Origin of the sequence: Klebsiella sp. 10982, assembly GCF_048589245.1 — a bacterium.
Lineage (GTDB): Bacteria > Pseudomonadota > Gammaproteobacteria > Enterobacterales > Enterobacteriaceae > Klebsiella > Klebsiella quasivariicola.
On record NZ_JBMAXV010000030.1, the window covers coordinates 42,279 to 61,383 of the forward strand.

At 57.5% G+C, this 19,105-nt stretch carries 17 protein-coding genes; 3 read left to right on the forward strand and 14 right to left on the reverse strand.

Annotation, left to right across the window (positions count from 1 at the left end):
* Positions 1-42 precede the first annotated feature (42 nt).
* The 8 genes from araD to yiaK all read right to left on the reverse strand — a co-directional run bounded on the left by araD (position 43) and on the right by yiaK (position 7,614).
* Positions 43-741, reverse strand: coding sequence for an L-ribulose-5-phosphate 4-epimerase (gene araD / locus ACKLKD_RS19980; RefSeq protein ID WP_021440878.1), 699 nt, complete (start codon positions 739-741; stop codon positions 43-45).
* Positions 735-1,595 carry an L-ribulose-5-phosphate 3-epimerase gene (locus tag ACKLKD_RS19985; protein ID WP_004889283.1) on the reverse strand — a complete coding sequence of 287 codons (861 nt, stop codon included), beginning with the start codon at positions 1,593-1,595 and terminating at the stop codon, positions 735-737. Before ACKLKD_RS19985 ends, araD begins: the two co-directional genes overlap by 7 nt.
* Positions 1,588-2,250 carry a 3-keto-L-gulonate-6-phosphate decarboxylase UlaD gene (ulaD, locus tag ACKLKD_RS19990; RefSeq protein WP_004889285.1) on the reverse strand — a complete coding sequence of 221 codons (663 nt, stop codon included), beginning with the start codon at positions 2,248-2,250 and terminating at the stop codon, positions 1,588-1,590. The genes ACKLKD_RS19985 and ulaD overlap by 8 nt, the downstream gene beginning before the upstream one ends.
* The gene (locus ACKLKD_RS19995) at positions 2,247-3,752 is read right to left on the reverse strand and encodes an FGGY-family carbohydrate kinase (protein ID WP_025714087.1); all 1,506 of its coding nucleotides are present in this window, start codon (positions 3,750-3,752) and stop codon (positions 2,247-2,249) included. Before ACKLKD_RS19995 ends, ulaD begins: the two co-directional genes overlap by 4 nt.
* A 78-nt stretch (positions 3,753-3,830) precedes the next feature.
* Positions 3,831-5,150, reverse strand: coding sequence for an MFS transporter (locus ACKLKD_RS20000; protein ID WP_025714088.1), 1,320 nt, complete (start codon positions 5,148-5,150; stop codon positions 3,831-3,833).
* A gap of 35 nt (positions 5,151-5,185) precedes the next feature.
* Positions 5,186-6,115: a DUF4862 family protein gene (locus ACKLKD_RS20005; protein ID WP_025714090.1), complete on the reverse strand. Its 930-nt coding sequence runs from the start codon at positions 6,113-6,115 to the stop codon at positions 5,186-5,188.
* Positions 6,116-6,139: 24 nt separating this feature from the next.
* On the reverse strand, positions 6,140-6,604 hold the full coding sequence (locus tag ACKLKD_RS20010; protein ID WP_004889290.1) for a YhcH/YjgK/YiaL family protein: 465 nt from the start codon (positions 6,602-6,604) through the stop codon (positions 6,140-6,142).
* An 11-nt stretch (positions 6,605-6,615) separates the two neighbouring features.
* Entirely contained in the window at positions 6,616-7,614 is a 999-nt protein-coding gene (yiaK, locus tag ACKLKD_RS20015) for a 3-dehydro-L-gulonate 2-dehydrogenase (protein WP_021440874.1), read from the reverse strand.
* A gap of 218 nt (positions 7,615-7,832) precedes the next feature.
* Between yiaK and yiaJ the strand changes: the two genes are divergently transcribed.
* Both yiaJ and ACKLKD_RS20025 read left to right on the forward strand, forming a co-directional pair.
* A complete protein-coding gene (gene yiaJ / locus ACKLKD_RS20020) occupies positions 7,833-8,660 on the forward strand; it encodes an IclR family transcriptional regulator YiaJ (protein WP_025714091.1) in 828 nt (275 codons plus the stop codon).
* Positions 8,661-8,769: 109 nt separating this feature from the next.
* Positions 8,770-9,255, forward strand: a complete 486-nt coding sequence (locus ACKLKD_RS20025) for a 4Fe-4S dicluster domain-containing protein (protein WP_025714092.1) — start codon at positions 8,770-8,772, stop codon at positions 9,253-9,255.
* Positions 9,256-9,297: 42 nt separating this feature from the next.
* Here the strand turns inward: ACKLKD_RS20025 and avtA are convergent, their stop codons facing one another.
* Positions 9,298-10,554 (reverse strand): valine--pyruvate transaminase, encoded by a 1,257-nt coding sequence (avtA, locus tag ACKLKD_RS20030; RefSeq protein WP_025714093.1) that lies wholly within the window; start codon positions 10,552-10,554, stop codon positions 9,298-9,300.
* A gap of 168 nt (positions 10,555-10,722) precedes the next feature.
* Positions 10,723-12,756: an alpha-amylase gene (locus tag ACKLKD_RS20035; RefSeq protein ID WP_025714094.1), complete on the reverse strand. Its 2,034-nt coding sequence runs from the start codon at positions 12,754-12,756 to the stop codon at positions 10,723-10,725.
* Between the two features lie 315 nt (positions 12,757-13,071).
* On the opposite strand from ACKLKD_RS20035, the gene ACKLKD_RS20040 reads away from it, so the two are divergent.
* Positions 13,072-13,890: a protein bax gene (locus ACKLKD_RS20040; protein WP_071993305.1), complete on the forward strand. Its 819-nt coding sequence runs from the start codon at positions 13,072-13,074 to the stop codon at positions 13,888-13,890.
* A 38-nt stretch (positions 13,891-13,928) separates the two neighbouring features.
* Here the strand turns inward: ACKLKD_RS20040 and xylR are convergent, their stop codons facing one another.
* The 4 genes from xylR to xylF all read right to left on the reverse strand — a co-directional run bounded on the left by xylR (position 13,929) and on the right by xylF (position 19,089).
* On the reverse strand, positions 13,929-15,107 hold the full coding sequence (gene xylR / locus ACKLKD_RS20045; RefSeq protein ID WP_025714096.1) for a D-xylose utilization transcriptional activator XylR: 1,179 nt from the start codon (positions 15,105-15,107) through the stop codon (positions 13,929-13,931).
* A gap of 221 nt (positions 15,108-15,328) precedes the next feature.
* On the reverse strand, positions 15,329-16,510 hold the full coding sequence (gene xylH / locus ACKLKD_RS20050; RefSeq protein ID WP_080924201.1) for a xylose ABC transporter permease XylH: 1,182 nt from the start codon (positions 16,508-16,510) through the stop codon (positions 15,329-15,331).
* Entirely contained in the window at positions 16,488-18,029 is a 1,542-nt protein-coding gene (locus ACKLKD_RS20055) for a xylose ABC transporter ATP-binding protein (protein WP_080924202.1), read from the reverse strand. The genes xylH and ACKLKD_RS20055 overlap by 23 nt, the downstream gene beginning before the upstream one ends.
* Before the next feature lie 64 nt (positions 18,030-18,093).
* Positions 18,094-19,089, reverse strand: a complete 996-nt coding sequence (gene xylF / locus ACKLKD_RS20060) for a D-xylose ABC transporter substrate-binding protein (protein WP_004210164.1) — start codon at positions 19,087-19,089, stop codon at positions 18,094-18,096.
* Positions 19,090-19,105: the final 16 nt, after the last annotated feature.

Here is a 19,105-nt window from a genome sequence, read left to right on the forward strand (position 1 = left end):
CCCCGGCGGGCAGCGCATGGCGACCTGCCGGGGAACAGAATGTCAGCCTTGTCCGTAATAGGCGTTGGCGCCGTGCTTGCGCAGATAGTGTTTATCCAGCAATACCGACTGCATCTCCGGCAGCTGAGGCGAGAGCTGGCGTGAGAACAGCCCCATATACGCGCACTCCTCCAGCACCACGGCGTTATGTACGGCGTCGGCGGCGTCTTTTCCCCAGGCGAACGGACCGTGTGAATGGACAAGTACCGCCGGGATTTGCGCCGGATCGAGGCGCCGTTCTTCAAAGGTCTGAATAATCACTTCGCCAGTCTGATACTCATATTCCCCGTTAATTTCCTCTTCGGTCATCAGGCGGGTACAGGGGATCGCGCCATAGAAGTAGTCGGCGTGGGTGGTGCCCCAGGCGGGCAGATCGAGACCCGCCTGCGACCAGATCGTGGCGTGGCGGGAGTGGGTATGCACGATCCCGCCGATCTGCGGATAGCGGCGGTAAAGCGCCAGATGGGTCGGGGTATCTGATGACGGTTTTTTGCCGCCGGCCACCACCTTGCCGCTGGCGATCTCGACCACGACCATATCCTCGGCGGTCATCACGTCGTATTCCACGCCGGAAGGTTTAATCACCATCAGTGTGCGAGTTTCATCGACCGCGCTGACGTTGCCCCAGGTAAACGTCACCAGCTGGTGCGCCGGGAGCGCCAGGTTGGCCGCCAGCACCTCGGCTTTTAACTGTTCTAACATGCAAATCCTCCTTCCTGCATCCGCGCTTCTATCCAGCGTCGGGCCTCGATAATTTCCAGTACCGGCTCTTTGGCTTTTTCCGTCCACATCTCAATCAGAAATGCGCCGCGATAGTTCAGCTCATGCAGCGTTTTGAAGATGCCGACAAAATCCACACAGCCTTCGCCAAACGGTACGTCGCGGAACTGACCTGGGCTCTGCGCGGTCACCGGCTGGGTATCTTTTAAATGAATGGCGGCGATGCGATCGATACCCAGCTTCAGCTCGGCGGTGACGTCGTTTCCCCAGGCGCTAAGATTGCCCACGTCGGGGTAGACCGAGAACCACGGCGAGGCGAGCATCTCATCCCACTTTTTCCATTTGCTGATGGAGTTCATAAAAGCGGTATCCATGATCTCCACCGCCAGCATCACCTGCGCCGCCGCGGCCTGTTCCACCGCCCATGCCAGCCCTTCGGCGAAGCGCTGTTGGGTGCCTTCATCATGCGCTTCATAATAGACGTCGTACCCTGCCAGCTGGATGGTGCGGATGCCGAGATCGCGCGCCAGATGGATAGCTTTGCTCATGATCTCCCGCGCCCGCTGGCGCACGGCCGCATCGCGGCTGCCAAACGGGAAACGGCGATGGGCAGAGAGGCACATCGACGGGATCGCCACCCCGGTTTCCAGCATGGCGGTGACCAGCGAGGCGCGCTGCGCCGGGCTCCAGTCGAGACGCGACAGCCGCTCGTCGGTCTCATCCACCGACATCTCGACGAAATCAAAGCCGCAGCTTTTCGCCAGCACCAGCCGCTCCGGCCAGCTGAGATCTTTCGCCAGCGCCTTCTCATAGATCCCTAACGGATGGTTACGCATGCTTATCTCCCCAGATAGCATCGATCTGCGCATGGAACGCCGCAGCGACCTGCGCCGGTTGCGGTGCTCCGGCCAGCGCGCGTCCGGCAATAAACGCTTTCACCTGAATATCTTTGAACAAGGGCAGATCGGCCGGGGTGATGCCGCCGGTAATCGACAGCTGAAGGCCGATATCAGAGAGCGCTTTCATCCGCGCCAGATCGGCGTCACTCCACTGTTGTCCGCTGGCCTGAGCGTCGCGGCCGCGATGGTAAATCGCCTGGCGGACGCCGGTGCGGTACCAGGCGCGGGCGTCATCCAGCGTCCAGTTACCGAACAGCTCGATCTGAATTTCGCCGCCGCAGGCCTGCGCGACGGCGTGGCCCTTCTCAACGGTGGCGAGCGGCGCGGCGCAGATGATGGTCATCCAGTTAGCGCCGGCGGCAAAGGCCTGCTGGGCCAGCGTTTCCCCCGCATCGGCAACCTTCCAGTCGGCGACGATGAGTTTATCCGGGCACTGGGCGCGCAGAGCTTTCACCGCGCTCAGGCCTTCGGTTAAGCAGAGGATGGTACCGGCTTCAACGATATCGACGTGGTCCTGTAGCAGGGCGACATCGCGGCTGGCGGCTTCCAGGCTGGTGTGGTCGAGCGCCAGTTGCAGTAATGGTCGGCTCATAATGCATGCTCCTTAATGCGGGCGTGGTAGCCCTGTAGTGCTTCAATCAGATTCTGGTAATGGTGATATTTGCGCTGGTAGCGCGCGTGGGCGGCCATGTCGGGCAGCAGCGTGCGCACCGGATGCTGAAGGTGGCGGCAGGCGTCGTTGAAATCGCGATAGACGCCAGTGCCGACCCGGGCGGCGAGCGCGGCGCCAAAGCAGCCGGTCTCCTCAACCTGCGGCAGCTCGACGCGCAGGCCGCTGACGTCCGCCAGCATCTGCATCCAGACGTCAGAGTGCGCCGGGCCGCCGGTGACGCGCAGGGCCTGCACGCGGGTAAAGCGTTCGCGCATGCGGTTGAGGTGGGTCATGTGGCTGAAAACGACGCCCTCATAAATCGCCTGCAGCAGGTGCGCGCGAGTGTGGAGCGCCTGCATACCGTAGAAGCCGCAGGTCATCTCCAGTCCGGCGTTGCTGCCGTAGAGAAATGGCAGAAAAAAGAGGTCGCTACCGGCCTTCGGCAGGCTGGCGACGGCCTGATTGATCTCGTCAAAAGAGAGTTCACCCCACTGGGCAGTGAACCATTCGAGGTTGCCCGACGAGGTGGGGCTGGCTTCGTGAACGATGTACTGCCCGTCGTTAACGTAACGGCCGTAGACGTAAGGGTGCGCTTCATGGTCGCGCAGGCCATGGGTGATCCCGCTGGTGACGGCCCAGGTGCCCATCACCGCGTTGAGCGTGAATTCATCTTCAATACCGGCGCAGAGTGCGGTGGAGACCACATCAAACAAGCCGCCGACGACGGGGGTACCCGCCGCCAGACCGGTGATGGCGGCTGCCTGAGGGGTGATCTCCCCGCCTTTTTCTGCTGAACCGACGACAGGCGGCAGCGCACTGTCAATTTCGCCGATCCCCAGCCATTGCGTCAGGCGTGGATCGTACTGGCCGCTGGTCATGTTGTAGAGATTGGATTCAGAGATGTTGCTCTCTTCGCACCCTTTCACGCCGGTCAAACACCAGCGCAGATAGTCATGGCCCATCATCACGCAGCCAATTTGCGCGTAGCGCTGCGGTTCATTTTCTTTCACCCAGCGCAGCAGTGAAGCCGGGTGACCGGTCCACAGGGTCTGGCGGGTGACGGGATAGAGTTTTTCCGGGATCCCGTCCTGTTGCCAGCGCTGGACGATCGCCAGCGCCCGACGGTCGGAAGAGAGCATGGCATGGCCCAGAGGGCGATCCTGTTTATCAAGCAGGAACAGCCCCTTACCCTGCGCGGAGATGCCCACGCCTTTAATTTGTTCGCCGCGGATACCGGTACGTTGTAACAGGCCGGCGATGGTGGCGGCGCATTGTTGCCAGAGCTGGTCCATGTCGCGTTCGGCGTAACCCGGCAAGGGCGATAGCGTCTGCAGCGATTGCCGGTTAATGCCATGTTCACGGCCTTGCGCGTCATATAATCCCGCTTTCAGATACGTTCCGCCGCAATCAATGCCCAGCCAGAAGCGTGCTTTCTCACTCATTTTTCATCTCTCAATGTTGCCGGATGGCGCTGCGCTTATCTGGCCTGTGGGAGGATGCCCCACAGGCCAGGCGCGGTATTACGCGGCGTGCTTCCGCGGATTCACCGTATTGACGGGCGTGGCGCCGGCATCGCATTTCGCCGGCAGCAGCAGGGCCATCAGCGCGGCCAGCGCCAGAGAGATGGCCAGGCAATATACTCCCGCGTCTTTGCTATAGAGGGTGATCAGGACGCCCACCGCATAGGGGCCGCAGAAACCGCCAAGATTGCCGAGGGCGTTGATGACCCCGCGCGCGCCGCCGGCCATTTCGGCGCTGAACAGCCGTGCCGGAATGGTCCAGAACACGCCCGCCGCCGATTGCAGGAAGAATCCGCAGCCGACCAGCGCGGCGTAGGCCAGCCAGATCTGGCTCTTCAGAGCCACCGACAGGAACATGCACAGGGCAAAACCAATCAGTGGCAGGCAGACAAACAGCTTGCGTTTGCCGGTACGATCCGAGAGAGAAGAGAACAGGAACATGCCGGCAATGGCGCCAACGTAGGGCAGAATGGCGAGCACCCCAACCTGGCCCATGCTGCTGTGAGTCAGTTCTTTGAGGATGGTGGGCAGCCACAGGGTGTAACCGTAAATCCCGGTCTGATAGAAGAAGTTCAGTGCGATAAGCTGCCACATGGTTTTATCGGAAAGCACCGCGCCGAGAGAGGCGTTTTTCACCTCGGTGCCGGCAATGGCCCTTTGCTCGGCGGCCAGCGTTTCCACCAGATAATTCTTTTCGGCATCGGAGATCCAGCGCGCTTCCTGTGGGCGGTCATAAACGGCATAGGTCCACAGCAGCAGGACAACCACCGAGAGTAACCCTTCAATAATAAACAGCCAGCGCCAGTCGAGAACGGTGATGATCCAGCCGGAAAGCGGAGCCGTGATGATCCCGGCGATAGGGACAAACATAATGACAATGGCGTTAGCGCGCCCGCGTTCGGCGTCCGGGAACCAGTTGCTGATCATGGTTAGCACTACCGGGAGCATCCCACCTTCCGCCACCCCCAGCAGGAAGCGCAGCACCAGCAGCTGATACTGGTTGGTGATTAATCCCGTCAGGACGGAGATCACCGCCCAGGCGACCAGCGACCAGCCAATAAACTTCTTGCCGCTACCGTGAACGGCAATCTTGCCGCCGGGAACCTGTAAGAACAGATAACCAATAAAGAAAATGCCGCCGGCCAGTCCCGCCATGGTGGCGGAAATACCGAGTTCAGCATCCATACCGCCCGGCATTGCAAAAGCAATATTGACGCGGTCCATATAAGAGATAATACAGGCGATCAGAATGGGTGGAATAATTCGCAGCCAACGCTGACGTGGGACTTCATTTAGTCCTGGTCTAGAGGTCATATTCATATTTATAGTCTCGTAGAGTAAGTGTTCTTTTTTTATTATTGTTGTGCTTTATTTAAGGCAGCGATGCCGTCGCGTAATATCGCTATGCGGTGATTGACGTCCGCATCCGGGTTAATTTCCAGTAATTTAATACCCAGAAATTGCAGGGCGTCGCTGCCCGCGCAGGCTAATAATTCCCGCACATGCGTGTGGGTCATTAAACTTTGCGCACAGAACGGAGAGAAGGGCGCGTGTAAATCCTGCCATTCGCCATATTCGCCATTGAGCGTGGTGCCGGAAAACATTAACGCGCCAAGCTTACCGGCCTGGCTGGCCTGCCGGGTATGGGTCAACGGCAGAGTGGTGTCCTGGCCTTCAATCGCGGAGCGGGCCCAGTTTATGGCAACGCTAATCTCATAACCGGCAAGCGTTTCCAGCACATTCTCTAAAGGCAGAAATCCTTTGCGCGGCGCGGGGCCGGTCATGGCATCGCAATGTTCCAGCACCAGACTGCACGACCAGTCCCAGCTGGCCACCTCCTTCAGTGAACGGGCAAAGGCATCGGTAGCCTGGGCGACGTTAGGGTTGCTGGCGCAGGGCGTGGCATGGAGTTCCAGCGCCACGATTTTTCCGGCATTTGCCGCATTGATCGCATTAATTTTCTGGTAAAGGTGGCGGTAGTAGGCCACGCAGGCTTTACGCTGTTCCTCATCGCTCGATGCCAGGCCAAAGCCGCCGTTACCCCCGCGGCGGCGCATGGTTTCCATAATTGCCGTGACGACAATCTGCCAGTCTGCTGGGGTATGGCGCATTAACCACTCGTCGCCCAGTGGATGGAGATGTTCAAGGCAGGGTTGCTCCAGCCCGCGAATATCCGGGGTATCAGCCAGTTGTCGCCAGAATGCTTTTTCTTCGTCTTCACTTTTTTGGTGAAAAGAGGGTGCACAGGGATACGCACCGATAATATAACCGGTATTATTTTTCATAATGTGCTCCTGAAAATAATGCTTTTATAAAGCGTCAATCGCCACTTTAACCACGATTTTCCTGATCGGCGTGGCGACCGATTTATGGCATCCCGGGCGATGAACATCCTGCGGGAAAAATATGACATAGCTTCCCGGGATCATTTCAAGAAAAGATTCATTTTCGCATCCGTGATAGAAAATAATATCGCGCTGCGCTAATAGCGATTCGCTGATGGTGTTATTACCGTTATCAATAGCGAAACCTATTTTCTCCTCACCCCAGGCCAGAAACTGAATATCCAGATAGCGGCGATGTACTTCCGGGCGATTTTCGGCAACTTCGCGAGTGGTTAAGTCGATAATCTGCGCGAAGATGTTTTTGCCGTCGATCTCCACTACGCCGGGGGCCAGTTTGCTGAAATCGGTGCTGCGCAGGAAGTCGAGCGCTCGCTCAATTGCCGCAGGCAACCGACACGGATTGGGCTGCGCGATATGGCCAAAGATCATGATATATCTCCTTACAGCGCCTGAATTTTCGCCCAGACGCTGTCATCAACGGTGATGCCGTTGCGACGATTCTCTTCCAGCAGGCGGGTAAATTCATGTCCCGGTAAACGGATGGCCACGTTTTCATCGGCCCGTTCGGCGCTGGTGATGAAATCCATAATCCGCTGCAGCTTGGCATCGCGGGTCGCACCGTCGATGAGCTTATCGACCTCAATGGCGATGAAAATCTGCGAAACACCATATTCATCGCTGTTTTCCTGGGTCACTTCGGCCACAGAAGATCCATTGGAAAGCAGGGTGGCAATCATATCCAGCACGATCGACAGGCCGGATCCTTTCCAGTAGCCCATGGGTAAAATGCGGCGATTTTTCTCAATCACGCCCGGTTCTTTGGTCAGATTGCCTTCATCGTCGAATCCCCCGTCGACGGGGAGCTGGCGACCCGCCAGGCGGTTCACCTCCAGCATGCCGTAGGAGAACATCGACATCGACATATCCACCATGGTGATCGGCGTGGACGGGATGGCGACGATCAGCGGGTTGGTGCCGATGCGGCACTCTTTGGCGCCCCACGGCGGCATCACCGCGATGGAGTTAGTCCAGCAGATGCCGATGTAGCCTTTTTCCGCTGCCTGCCAGCCGTAGCTGCCCCCGCGCATCCAGTGGTTGGCGTTACGCAGCGCCACCAGCCCAATGCCGTGATCGGATGCCAGCTCAATGGCCCGGTCCATCATCTTTTTCGCCGTCAGATTGCCGATGGAGCGCTGGGCGTCCCACTGCTCAATCGCGCCGAGGCTGGTAATCCGCTGTGGTTTGGCCTCCGGGATGATATCGCCATTGTCCAGTTGCTGAATAAAGCGGGGAAAGCGGTTCACGCCGTGTGAATAGACGCCGGATTCCGTGGTGCGGGCGAACATGTCCGCGCAGGCCTCGGCGGTTTCCGCCGCCACGCCGCGTTTAAGCAGTACCTGATTGAAGGCCTCTTTTAACTGCGAAAAAGTTACTTTCATACGTGTTTCCCTGGTGAGTTCTGATCGCTTTTTTATCGTTAAATTTCACAATGCGAAATCTGATTTCAAATATAACGATCTAAATTGGCCAGATCAACGGGAGGACTATTTTTTAAAAACAATAAAAATCAATGAATTATGTTTTTTGATCTCAGATCGTGAACTGACACACACTTTGCGCTACCATCAGAGCGCAACGAAATGGGGGAGCGGAAGCGATGGTGATGAAAGAGAGCGAGACAGGACAAGACAAAGAGCGGCCGGCGGGAAGTCAGAGCCTGTTCCGTGGACTGATGCTGATTGAAATTCTGAGCAACTATCCAAACGGTTGCCCGCTGGCGCATCTGTCAGAGCTGGCGGGGCTCAATAAAAGTACCGTCCATCGATTACTGCAGGGTTTGCAGTCCTGTGGGTATGTCACACCGGCCCCGGCGGCGGGTAGCTATCGGCTCACCACCAAGTTCATCGCCGTTGGCCAGAAAGCGCTCTCCTCGCTGAATATCATCCATGTGGCGGCTCCCCATCTTGAAGCGCTTAACCTGGCGACGGGCGAAACGGTGAACTTTTCCAGCCGGGAAGACGATCATGCGATCCTGATTTACAAGCTTGAGCCGACCACCGGCATGCTGCGTACCCGCGCTTATATTGGCCAACATATGCCGCTCTATTGCTCCGCGATGGGGAAGATTTACATGGCGTTCGGCCATCCTGACTATGTGGAGCATTACTGGAACACTCACCAGGATATTATTCAGCCGCTGACCCGCAACACCATCACCGGCTTGCCAGCCATGCATGATGAGCTGGCGCAGATCCGTGAACGGAACATGGCCATGGACCGGGAAGAGAATGAGCTGGGGGTGTCCTGTCTGGCGGTGCCGGTTTTCGATATTCACCAGCGCGTGCCCTACGCCATTTCTATTTCTCTGTCGACGTCGCGCCTCAAGCAGATAGGCGAAAAGAACTTGTTAAAGCCACTGCGTGAGACCGCCGAAGCAATCTCACGTGAGCTGGGCTTTACGGTGCGTGAAGCGTCAGGCACATGACCACATCTTCCTCATCATCTGACAAAAAACAGCGCTGATTCCATTCAGGATCAAAGCGCGGGCAGGGACTATTCTGGCACCCTGCGGTTTTATCCCCAGGGAGCAGAGGATGAACCGGTTTCTTATTGCCAGTGCCCAGCAGTGTATTGGCTGTCGTACCTGTGAAGTGGCCTGCGTGGTCGCGCACCAGCAGGCGCAGGATGTGTCCGCCCTGTCGACGAACCATTTTGCGCCGCGTATTCGGGTGGTGAAAAGCGGTGACATATCGACGGCGACGGCCTGTCGGCAGTGCGAGGATGCGCCGTGCGCCAGCGTCTGCCCGCAGGGGGCGATTCAGCGCGATAATGAGGTGTGGTGGGTCGACCAGCGGCGTTGCATCGGCTGCAAAACCTGCATGGTGGCCTGCCCGTACGGCGCGATGACCGTCACGGTGGTGAACCAGCAGGCGCAGGCGCTGAAATGCGATTTATGCCACCATCGCGCCGAGGGTCCGGCCTGCGTGGCCGCCTGCCCGACGCAGGCCCTGCGGGTGATGACTCCCGCGGAGCTGGAGGCGCAGTGCGCGCAAAAACGCCAGCGGCTGGCGCTGGCGTGAGCGGGGCCGTTGACAGGCATTACCCGTCAGCGGCGTTATGGATTACGCTTCCTGTTCGCGCCAGGCGAATTCAATCTCTTCGGCGAGAATTTTCACCCCAGCCTCAATTTTTTGCGGGTCCGGTACATAGTTCATGCGCATGCACTGGTGAGTGTGCGGCCACGGCTTGTCCAGCCCCGGGAAGAAGTAATCCCCCGGCACCATCAATACGCCGCGCTTTTTCAGCCGCTGGTACAGCAGCTCGGTGGAGACCGGCAGGTCCTTAAACCACAGCCAGAGGAAGATCGCTCCCTCCGGTTTGTGAATCAGGCAGCGCTCCTCCGGCAGATAGCGGCGAATAATGGCGATGGTTTCCTGCACCCGCTGATAATAGAAGGGCTTGATCACCGTCTCTGACAGGCGCAGCAGATCCTGTCGTTTAATCATTTCGCACATCATTGCCGGCCCGATGCCGCCAGGGGCGAGGCTGATAATGCCGTTCATATTGCTGATGGCGGTGATGATTTTCTCGTTGGCGATGATAATCCCGCAGCGGCTCCCCGGCAGCCCCAGTTTGGACAGGCTCATACACAGCACGATGTTTGGATTCCACAGCGGTCGGGCGTCGCTAAAGATAATCCCCGGGAACGGTACGCCGTAGGCGTTATCAATTACCAGCGGGACCCCGTGCTGATTCGCCAGCGCATCCAGTTTGATCAGCTCTTCATCAGTGATGACGTTGCCGGTCGGGTTGGTGGGGCGCGAGACGCAGATCATCCCGGTCTCTTCCGTTACCTGCAGATGCTCAAAATCAACATGGTACTTAAACTGACCTTCCGGCAGCAGTTCGATGTTCGGCCGGGTGGCAACGAACAGATCCTCTTCCAGGCCGGCATCGGCGTAGCCGATATATTCCGGCGTCAGCGGGAACAGCACCTTACGCGTGGTGCCATCTGCCCGACGGCCTGCAAACAGATTAAATAAGTAGAAAAATGCGCTTTGACTGCCGTTTGTCAGCGCAATATTCTGTGGTTCGATCTCCCAGCCCAGCTCGTCGCGCAGCATGTTCGCCAGCAGGTTCAGCAGCTCGCTTTTGCCCTGGGGGCCATCATAATTACATAGCGCATCAAGGGCTTTGCCATTATCCAGCATGTCGGACAGCAGCTGCTGGAAGTAGTCATTCATTTCCGGGATCTGCGCGGGGTTACCGCCGCCCAGCATAATAGCGCCCGGCGTGCGCAGACCGTCATTAAGGTCTTCCATCAGGCGGGTGATGCCTGAATGACGGGTGAATTTGTCGCCGAAAAGGGAAAATGTCATCGCGAATAGTCTGTCGGTGGTTCTGGAAAGTGGCTAACCATAACGCCAGCGCCAGCGTGGTGCAAATCTGAGGGAGGAGGAGGCTTTTTATCTTTATCCTGGTAATTGCTATTTTGCTAGCGTTTTGTTCTGAGTGGCTCCCCGCGAGGGCGGAGAGCCACGTGTGGATTACTGCTGCTGTCCGGCCCAGATAACCATCACTTTGTCTTCACCGCGCTCACGTACGAAACCGTAACCGCGCGGCATCGACAGCGTTGTCTGTTTGCCCATACCGATTGCCGGATGGCGAGCGCGGAACTGGCCGATCTTCTGCCAGTGGGTGACGCTGCGGGCCGCCTTGCCGTTGACGTCCTGCCAGTTCATCTCCGAACGGGTGCCCTGCAGCGGGTCCGAACCGGTGGGGCCGAACGGGCGCGATGATTCGTCGCCATAGAAAATCTGCACCGCGCCAGGGGCCAGCAGCAACAGCTCCGCCGCCGTAGTGCCCCCTTCGCGGAACAGGCGCGTATCGTGTGAAGAGAGATAGCTCAGGACGTTAAAGCTCTGCAGCTTGTCCGCCATTTGCTGCCAGGTGAGGTCAATATTGGCCATGCAGTTCGCTGCTTTCGCCGCCTGGTCCTGATAGTCGAAATTGATCATCGCATCAAAACCGTGGCGATAATAATCGCTCTGCATCACGCCATGTCCCCAGGCTTCGCCGGTCATCCAGAACGGCGCCGCATCCAGGGCTTTATCCGGATTGGCTTTCTTCCACTCCGCCAGCGCGGCGGTGGCCTGGGTTTTTAACTGCTGCCAGGCGTCCATCTCCACATGTTTGGCGGTATCGACGCGGAAGCCATCGATGCCGTAGTCACGTACCCACTGGCTCAGCCAGTGGGTCAGGTAGTCGCGCGGCGTATAGCCCGGGATCACTTTCGCTGCGGTGTCTGGTTTATGGCTATAGAAGTTCGGCAGGCCTGAGGCTTCCTTCGATTCGGTTTTCAGGTCCGGCAGGAAGGCCAGCGACATGGTGAGATCGTCATAGCCTGGGTTGTCATAATCGCCGATATCGGTGCGGATCCACTTCTTGCCCCACCATTTCTCCCAGCCGGCTTTGTCGCTGAAGTTGATGTAGTCGTTAAAGCTGTGCCAGGTTTGGCCCGCGCCCGGCTTCCAGTCTGTCCAACGCTCGCCGAGGGTTTTTTTCAGCTCATCGCCTTGCAGATACAGAGCGCCGAACTGGAACTCCTGCATGTCGGCCAGGGTAGCGTAACCGGTATGGTTCATCACCACGTCAAACAGGATGCGTATGCCGCGCTTATGCGCTTCATCCACCAGCCGGCGGAGATCCGCTTCGGTCCCCATGTTGGCATCCAGTTTCGACCAGTCCTGGGTGTAATAGCCGTGGTAGGCGTAGTGAGGAAAATCGCCCTTCGTGCCGCCGCCGACCCAGCCGTGGATCTGCTCAAGCGGGGAGCTGATCCACAGGGCGTTAACCCCCATCTGCTGCAGATAATCCAGCTTGCTGGTTAATCCCTGCAGGTCGCCGCCGTGGAAGGTGCCGATCTCCTGCATGCCGTCCTTATGGCGACCGTAGCTATTGTCGTTGGCCGGGTTGCCGTTTACAAAGCGATCGGTCAGGACGAAGTAGACAGTGGCGTTGTGCCAGTCAAACGGCGCTGGGGCGGCAGTCTCGGCGCGCTCGAGCAGCAGCAGACCATTGCTGCCGAAGGCGGGCTGCAGGGTGATTTTGCCGCCGCTGACGGTCGCGACATTGCCGCTGTAGAAATCGCGGACCTTACTACCCTCAGCGAAGGTTTTACTGACGTCGATGGTCAGGGGTTTTCCATCCCACTTCGGACACTGACGGATCTGCGGCGCCGCGGCGCTGGTCTCTTTTTCCTCCAGCGAAATCATCATCGTCGGCGTGCCGGAGCGGGTATCCACCTCGAGGGTATATAGACCCTGGCGGAAGATGCGCCATTGCGGCGGGGTGCCGCGGCAGGGTTCCATGGACAGCATCTGGTTGAGCTTAATGGCGCCGGACGGCTGCCAGCACTGTTGGTCAAAATTTAGCTGCAGGGGACGTGTACCCTTCTCAACCACTTTCTGGCTGATGAATCGGCCCGTCCCCTCTTCGGTAAAAGCCGGGAAGTCGGCAGTAGTCCAGGCGGCGAAGGCCATCCCAGGCACGAATAACGTGGCAAGCGCAGCGAGTTTCATTGCGGGATCCTGTGAGCGGTTTTTAACTAGTGTGCCTTGTTGCCGCGCGGGTGAACTCCTCCTGGCGAGGGGGTTTACCAGGAGGATGAAAAGGGGTGAGTGACACCGCTCAAAAAATAGGCTAAAAATGAGACGGAGCTAGCATTTTCGCACTCGCGTTGCGGCGCAGAAACCGATTTCAGATGACACCAATTCGGAATTGGACTATTTCTGTTGATGCTCTCATTGCGTATTTTTGATACTATTAGCGATTCAGCTATCGTTTTTTTGTGAAAAACAAGGTGTTGGAATGCATATATCCGACCAGGAGACCTGATGATATCGAATCCCATACGACGATATGGGGCCGCAATACTTATGTTACTAACCTGCATTTTTTCAGGTAGTGTGTTGGCCACAACGCACACAGCAACAAAGAGTCATAAAGCCCCAACGGTTAAGAAGATCAGTAGTACTAAGGTAAGCAGTAAACAAGAGTATTCTCGCAATAGTGTAAAGAGCAGTTCACTTCCTGACTTGCGAAAATACCCTTCCGGAACACCAAGGAAAAAAGCGTTTCTCCGGACGGTCATGCCTTATATTACCAAGCAGAATCAGGCGATTACTGCGGATCGTAACTGGCTTGTTTCCAAGCAGTACGATGCTCGCTGGTCGCCGACTGAGAAGGCGCGCCTGAAGGACATCGCTGCCCGTTATAAGGTGAAGTGGTCAGGCAATACGCGTCATGTGCCCTGGAACGCGCTGCTTGAGCGTGTCGACATTATTCCGAACAGCATGGTGGCAACCATGGCAGCGGCGGAAAGTGGCTGGGGGACCTCCAGGCTGGCGCGTGAGAACAACAACCTGTTTGGCATGAAGTGCGGCGCCGGGCGTTGCCGCGGAGCGATGAAAGGCTACTCGCAGTTTGAGTCGGTGGAGCAGTCGGTGCAGGCTTACGTAACAAACCTGAACACCCACCCGGCCTATTCCTCTTTCCGCAAATCGCGTCTGCAGCTGCGCAAGGCGGATCAGGAAGTGACGGCCAGCACCATGATTCATAAGCTGAAGGGTTATTCGACCAAAGGGTCGAGCTACAACAACTATCTCTTCGCAATGTATCAGGACAATCAGCGGCTTATCGCTGCCCATCTGTAATCCCGATGCCCGGCCTTGTCGCCGGGCATTTTTTTGCCCTACAGCATCACCTCGCTGTGCCGGTCACGGTACTCCTTCGGCGTCACGTCGTACTCCTTCTTAAACACCGAATAGAAATATTGCAGCGACGGATAGCCGCACATCTGTGAAATCTCATTGATCGACAGGCTGGTGGACACCAGCAGGCTGCGCGCCTTTTCCAGCTTCTCACTGTGGATCACCGTGTGGATGGTCTCCCCGACCTCCTCTTTGAAGCGTTTTTCCAGATTAGAGCGAGAGATGCCCACGGCGTCGAGCACCTGTTCCACCTTGATGCCTTTACAGGCGTTGTTGCGAATATAATGCATCGCCTGAATCACGGAGGGATCGTTTAACGACCGGTAGTCGGTGGAGCGCCGCTCAACGACGCGCATCGGCGGGATCAGCTGACGCTGCAGCGGGAGCACCTCGTTATTCAGCAGCCGGTGGAGTAATTTTGCCGCCTGATATCCCATCTGGCGGGTGCCCTGGGCGACGGAGGAGAGGGCGACGCGGGAGAGGTAGCGAGTCAGCTCCTCGTTATCGATGCCAATAACGCACAGTTTCTCTGGCACCGGGATATGCAGCAGCTCGCAGGCCTGCAGAACGTGGCGGGCGCGGGCGTCGGTGACGGCGATGATGCCGGTTTGCGGCGGCAGGGTTTGCAGCCAGTCGGCGAGCCGGTTTTGCGCGTGCTGCCAGTTTTCCGGCGCTGTCTCCAGCCCCTGGTAGACCACGCCGCGATATTTCTCCTTCGCGACCAACTGGCAGAAGGCATACTCGCGCTCTACCGCCCAGCGTTTACCGCTGGAGGTGGGAAGGCCGTAAAACGCGAAGCGGTGCACCCCTTTTTCCTTCAAATGGAGAAAGGCGCTTTCTACCAGCGCGGCGTTATCCGTAGCGATATAGTGAACCGGTGGGTACCGCTCTGGCTGATGATAAGATCCGCCGACGCCGACGATGGGCACGTGGACATCGGCCAGCAGCTTTTCGATTTCGGGATCGTCATAGTCGGCGATAACGCCATCGCCCAACCACTCTTTGATGTTTTCGATGCGTGCCCGAAAATCCTCTTCAATAAAGATATCCCACTCCAGCTGGGAGGCCTGCAGATACTCGCCGACGCCCTCAACCACCTGGCGGTCATAAGCTTTGTTGGCGTTGAATAACAGCGTAATACGGTGACGCTTTTCAAACATAGATAATGTTCCTGCTCTAACCCCGGTCATACCCCTTCATTCTTGATGTTGCTGCGCACTCACCCCGGCCACGTACGCCGGTACGCGGCCCGGATGCGCGGTCTGCAACCCGAATGATGTTGGGTATACACTACCGGCTAATGCCCGAGATATTTCAAGCGCCTTATGGCGAAGTTTGGCGGTAGCGCAAAGAATTCAGACATTCTTCAGAGAGTGCCTCCTTACGCGCGCCGCTTGGTGGCGGAGTCCATCCACACCGCCAGCAGCAAAATGGCCCCTTTAACGATATATTGCCAGAAGGTGGCGACGTCCATCATGCTCATGCCGTTATCCAGGGCCGACATGATAAACGCCCCCATTACCGCCCCGGCGACGCTGCCGATGCCGCCTGCCAGGCTGGTGCCGCCGATAACGCAGGCGGCGATGGCGTCCAGTTCGGCGATGTTGCCCGCCGAGGGCGACCCGGCGCCGAGGCGCGAGCTAAGGATTAGCCCGGCAATGGCGACCATCAGACCGTTAATGGCGAAGACCGCCAGCTTGGTATGCTCGACGTTAATTCCGGACAGGCGGGCCGCCTCCAGATTACCGCCGATGGCGTAGATGCGGCGGCCAAAGGCGGTGCGGGTGGCCATAAACAGGCCTGCCAGCAGCAGGGCGGCGAGGATCAGTACCGGGGTTGGCACGCCGCGATAGTCATTGAGCAGCCAGATTGCGCCCAGCACAATCACCGCGGTAATGGCCTGACGGCCAACGGCGGCGGTGGAGGACGCTGTCGCCAGACCTAACGCCTGACGGCGCATCCGCCGGCGCCACTGCCAGACGATAAACGCCGCCATGCCGACAACACCAATGCCGAAGCCGATGCCATCTGGCAGATAGCTTTGGCCGATCTGCGCCATCGCCGGACTGGTGGGCGAGACGGTGGTCCCGTTAGTGATGCCGATCAAAATGCCGCGAAACGCCAGCATCCCGGCAAGGGTGACGATAAACGAGGGTACCTTGCGATAGGCTACCCACCATCCGTTCCACGCCCCGAGTAGCAGGCCCATCACCAGCGTCACCAGAATAGTGAGCGGCAGCGGCCAGCCGAGCCAGACGTCAAAGATCGCCGCGGCGCCGCCCAAAAGCCCCATCATCGAGCCAACGGAGAGGTCGATTTCTGCCGAAATAATCACAAACACCATGCCGACGGCGAGGATGCCGGTGATGGCCGTCTGCCGCAGCAGGTTGGAGATATTGCGTGCGCTCAGGTAGGCGCCATCGGTAACCCAGGTGAAAAACAGCATAATGACGACGATGGCGGCGATCATCACGAAGACCTGGAGATTCAGCCCCTTCAGCGCCGGCAGGGCCGCGGGGGCGGTTGGGGTGAGTTTGATTTCAGACGACGTGTTCTTCGACATGGCGTTCGCTCCTCAGCGCGGCTTCCATCACCTGCTCCTGGGTCAGATGTTGATTTACCAAATTGGCTTTTAGCCTGCCTTCGTGCATGACCAGCACCCGATCGCTAAGACCAAGCACCTCGGGCAGTTCGGATGAAATGACAATGACCGCGATGCCCTGCTGCACCAGCTGGTTAATCAGTTTATAAATTTCATACTTGGCCCCGATATCGATGCCACGGGTGGGTTCGTCGAGGATCAGAATGCGCGGATTGAGCAGCAGACAGCGCGCCAGAATCGCCTTTTGCTGGTTGCCGCCGCTCAGACGGCCAATCGCCAGCTCTGGCGAGGAGGTTTTAATTTTCAAACGCTGAATGGACTGCTGAATGCAGTGTTGCTCGGCGGCGTCGTCCAGGCTGCTCATCGCGCCGGTGAACTGATTGAGCGCCGCCAGGGTAATATTTTTGCCCACCGCCATTACCGGCACGATACCGTCTTTTTTGCGGTCTTCCGGCACCATGGCGATGCCGTGGGCAATGGCCTGCTGGCAGTTAGAAATGCTCACAGGCTGGCCATCAATAAAGATCTCCCCTTGCCAGCGCCCCGGCCAGACGCCGAACAGGCACTGTACCGCCTCGGTACGTCCGGCGCCGACCAGCCCGGCGATACCGAGGATTTCCCCGCGACGCAGGGAAAACGAGACGTCATTGACCCGCTTAATATGGCGATTTACCGGGTGCCAGGCGGTTAAATGTTCGACCCGCAGGATCTCCTCGCCGTGGGCGTGCGGCTCGCTGGGATAGAGCGCGGTGAGCTCGCGGCCAACCATCATGGTGATGATGTCGTCTTCGCTCATGCCGCTGGCGTCGCGGGTGCCGATGTGCTGGCCGTCGCGGATCACGCAGATCGTGTCGGAGATCGCTTTGACCTCATTGAGCTTGTGCGAAATATAAATGCAGGCGATATCGTGGTTTTGCAGATCGCGAACGATCGCCAGCAGCGTTGCGGTCTCTTGCTCGGTTAAGGAAGCGGTCGGCTCGTCAAGTATCAGCAGGCGAACCTGTTTATTCAGCGCCTTGGCGATCTCCACCAGCTGCTGCTGGCCAAGGCCGAGGTCGCCGACGCGAGTGTCGGGCGAAATGGGCAGATTGACCTGCGCCAACAGCTTCTGACAGCGCAGCGTCATGGTTTCATAATCCAGCAGACCGTGGCGGGAGATCTCGGCGCCGAGGAAAATATTCTCCAGCACGGTGAGATGTTTCACCAGCGCCAGCTCCTGGTGAATAATGGCGATGCCTTTGCGTTCGGTATCGCGAATATGGTTTGCCTGCAGCGTTTCGCCGGCAAAAATAATCTCGCCCTCATAGCTTCCGTGCGGATAGATACCGCACAGCACCTTCATCAGCGTCGATTTCCCCGACCCATTTTCACCGCATAACGAGACCACTTCACCCGCGTTAAGACGCAGGCTGACGTTATCCACGGCTTTAACGGCGCCGAAGGTTTTGGTGATGTTCTTCATTTCGAGTAGCCAGGCCATAAAGACTCCGCAAACGTGATATCCGGCGGGATGAAAATGACGCCCCGCTGCGGGGCGTCAGTCATTACAGTTCACTCTTTTTATGGAAACCGTCTTTAATCACCGTGGCGTCGATATTCTCTTTATTCACTTCAATGGGTGTTAACAGGCGCGAGGGAACGTCTTTTAAGCCGTTATTCAGCGTGGTATCGGCTTTCGGCTGTTTATCGTTACCCAGCTCAACGGCGATTTCGGCGGCGTTGGTGGCCAGGGTGGTAATCGGTTTATAGACGGTCATCGTCTGGGTACCGGAAATAATGCGCTTCACGCCCGCCAGGTCAGCATCCTGACCGGAAATCGCCACTTTGCCGGCCAGCCCCTGCGCGGTTAAGGCCTGGATAGCGCCGCCGGCGGTGGCATCATTGGAGGCCACCACGGCATCGATCTTGTTATTATTCGCCGTCAGCGCGTTTTCCATTATTTTCAGCGCGTTCTCCGGCAGCCAGCCGTCAACCCACTGATCGCCGACAATCTTAATTTTGCCCTCATCCACATACGGCTTGAGAACTTTCATTTGCCCGGCGCGGAACAGTTTGGCGTTATTATCCACCGGCGAGCCGCCCATCAGGAAATAATTCCCCTGCGGCACTTTGTCGACCAGGCTTTGCGCCTGCATTTCACCGACTTTTTCGTTGTCGAAAGAAATATAGAAATCAATATCGGCATTATTAATCATGCGGTCATAGGCCAGGACTTTAATACCTTCCTGCTTGGCTTCTTTAATGACGTTGCTGAGTACCTGACCGTTATAAGGAATAATGACTAATACATCGACACCGCGGTTGATCATATTTTCAATTTGCGACATCTGTGTTTCTTCATTGCCATTGGCGGACTGGACAAAAACTTTGGCGCCTAAGGATTCCGCTTTATTGACGAAAATATCACGGTCTTTCTGCCAGCGCTCCAGACGCAGATCGTCGATGGCCATGCCAATCTTCACTTCTTTCGCCATCCCCGCCATGCTGGCGAGCAGGAGGGAGCTGGCGCAAAGCGTAAGGCAAAGGTTCTTTATCTTCATAATAACGATACCTTTT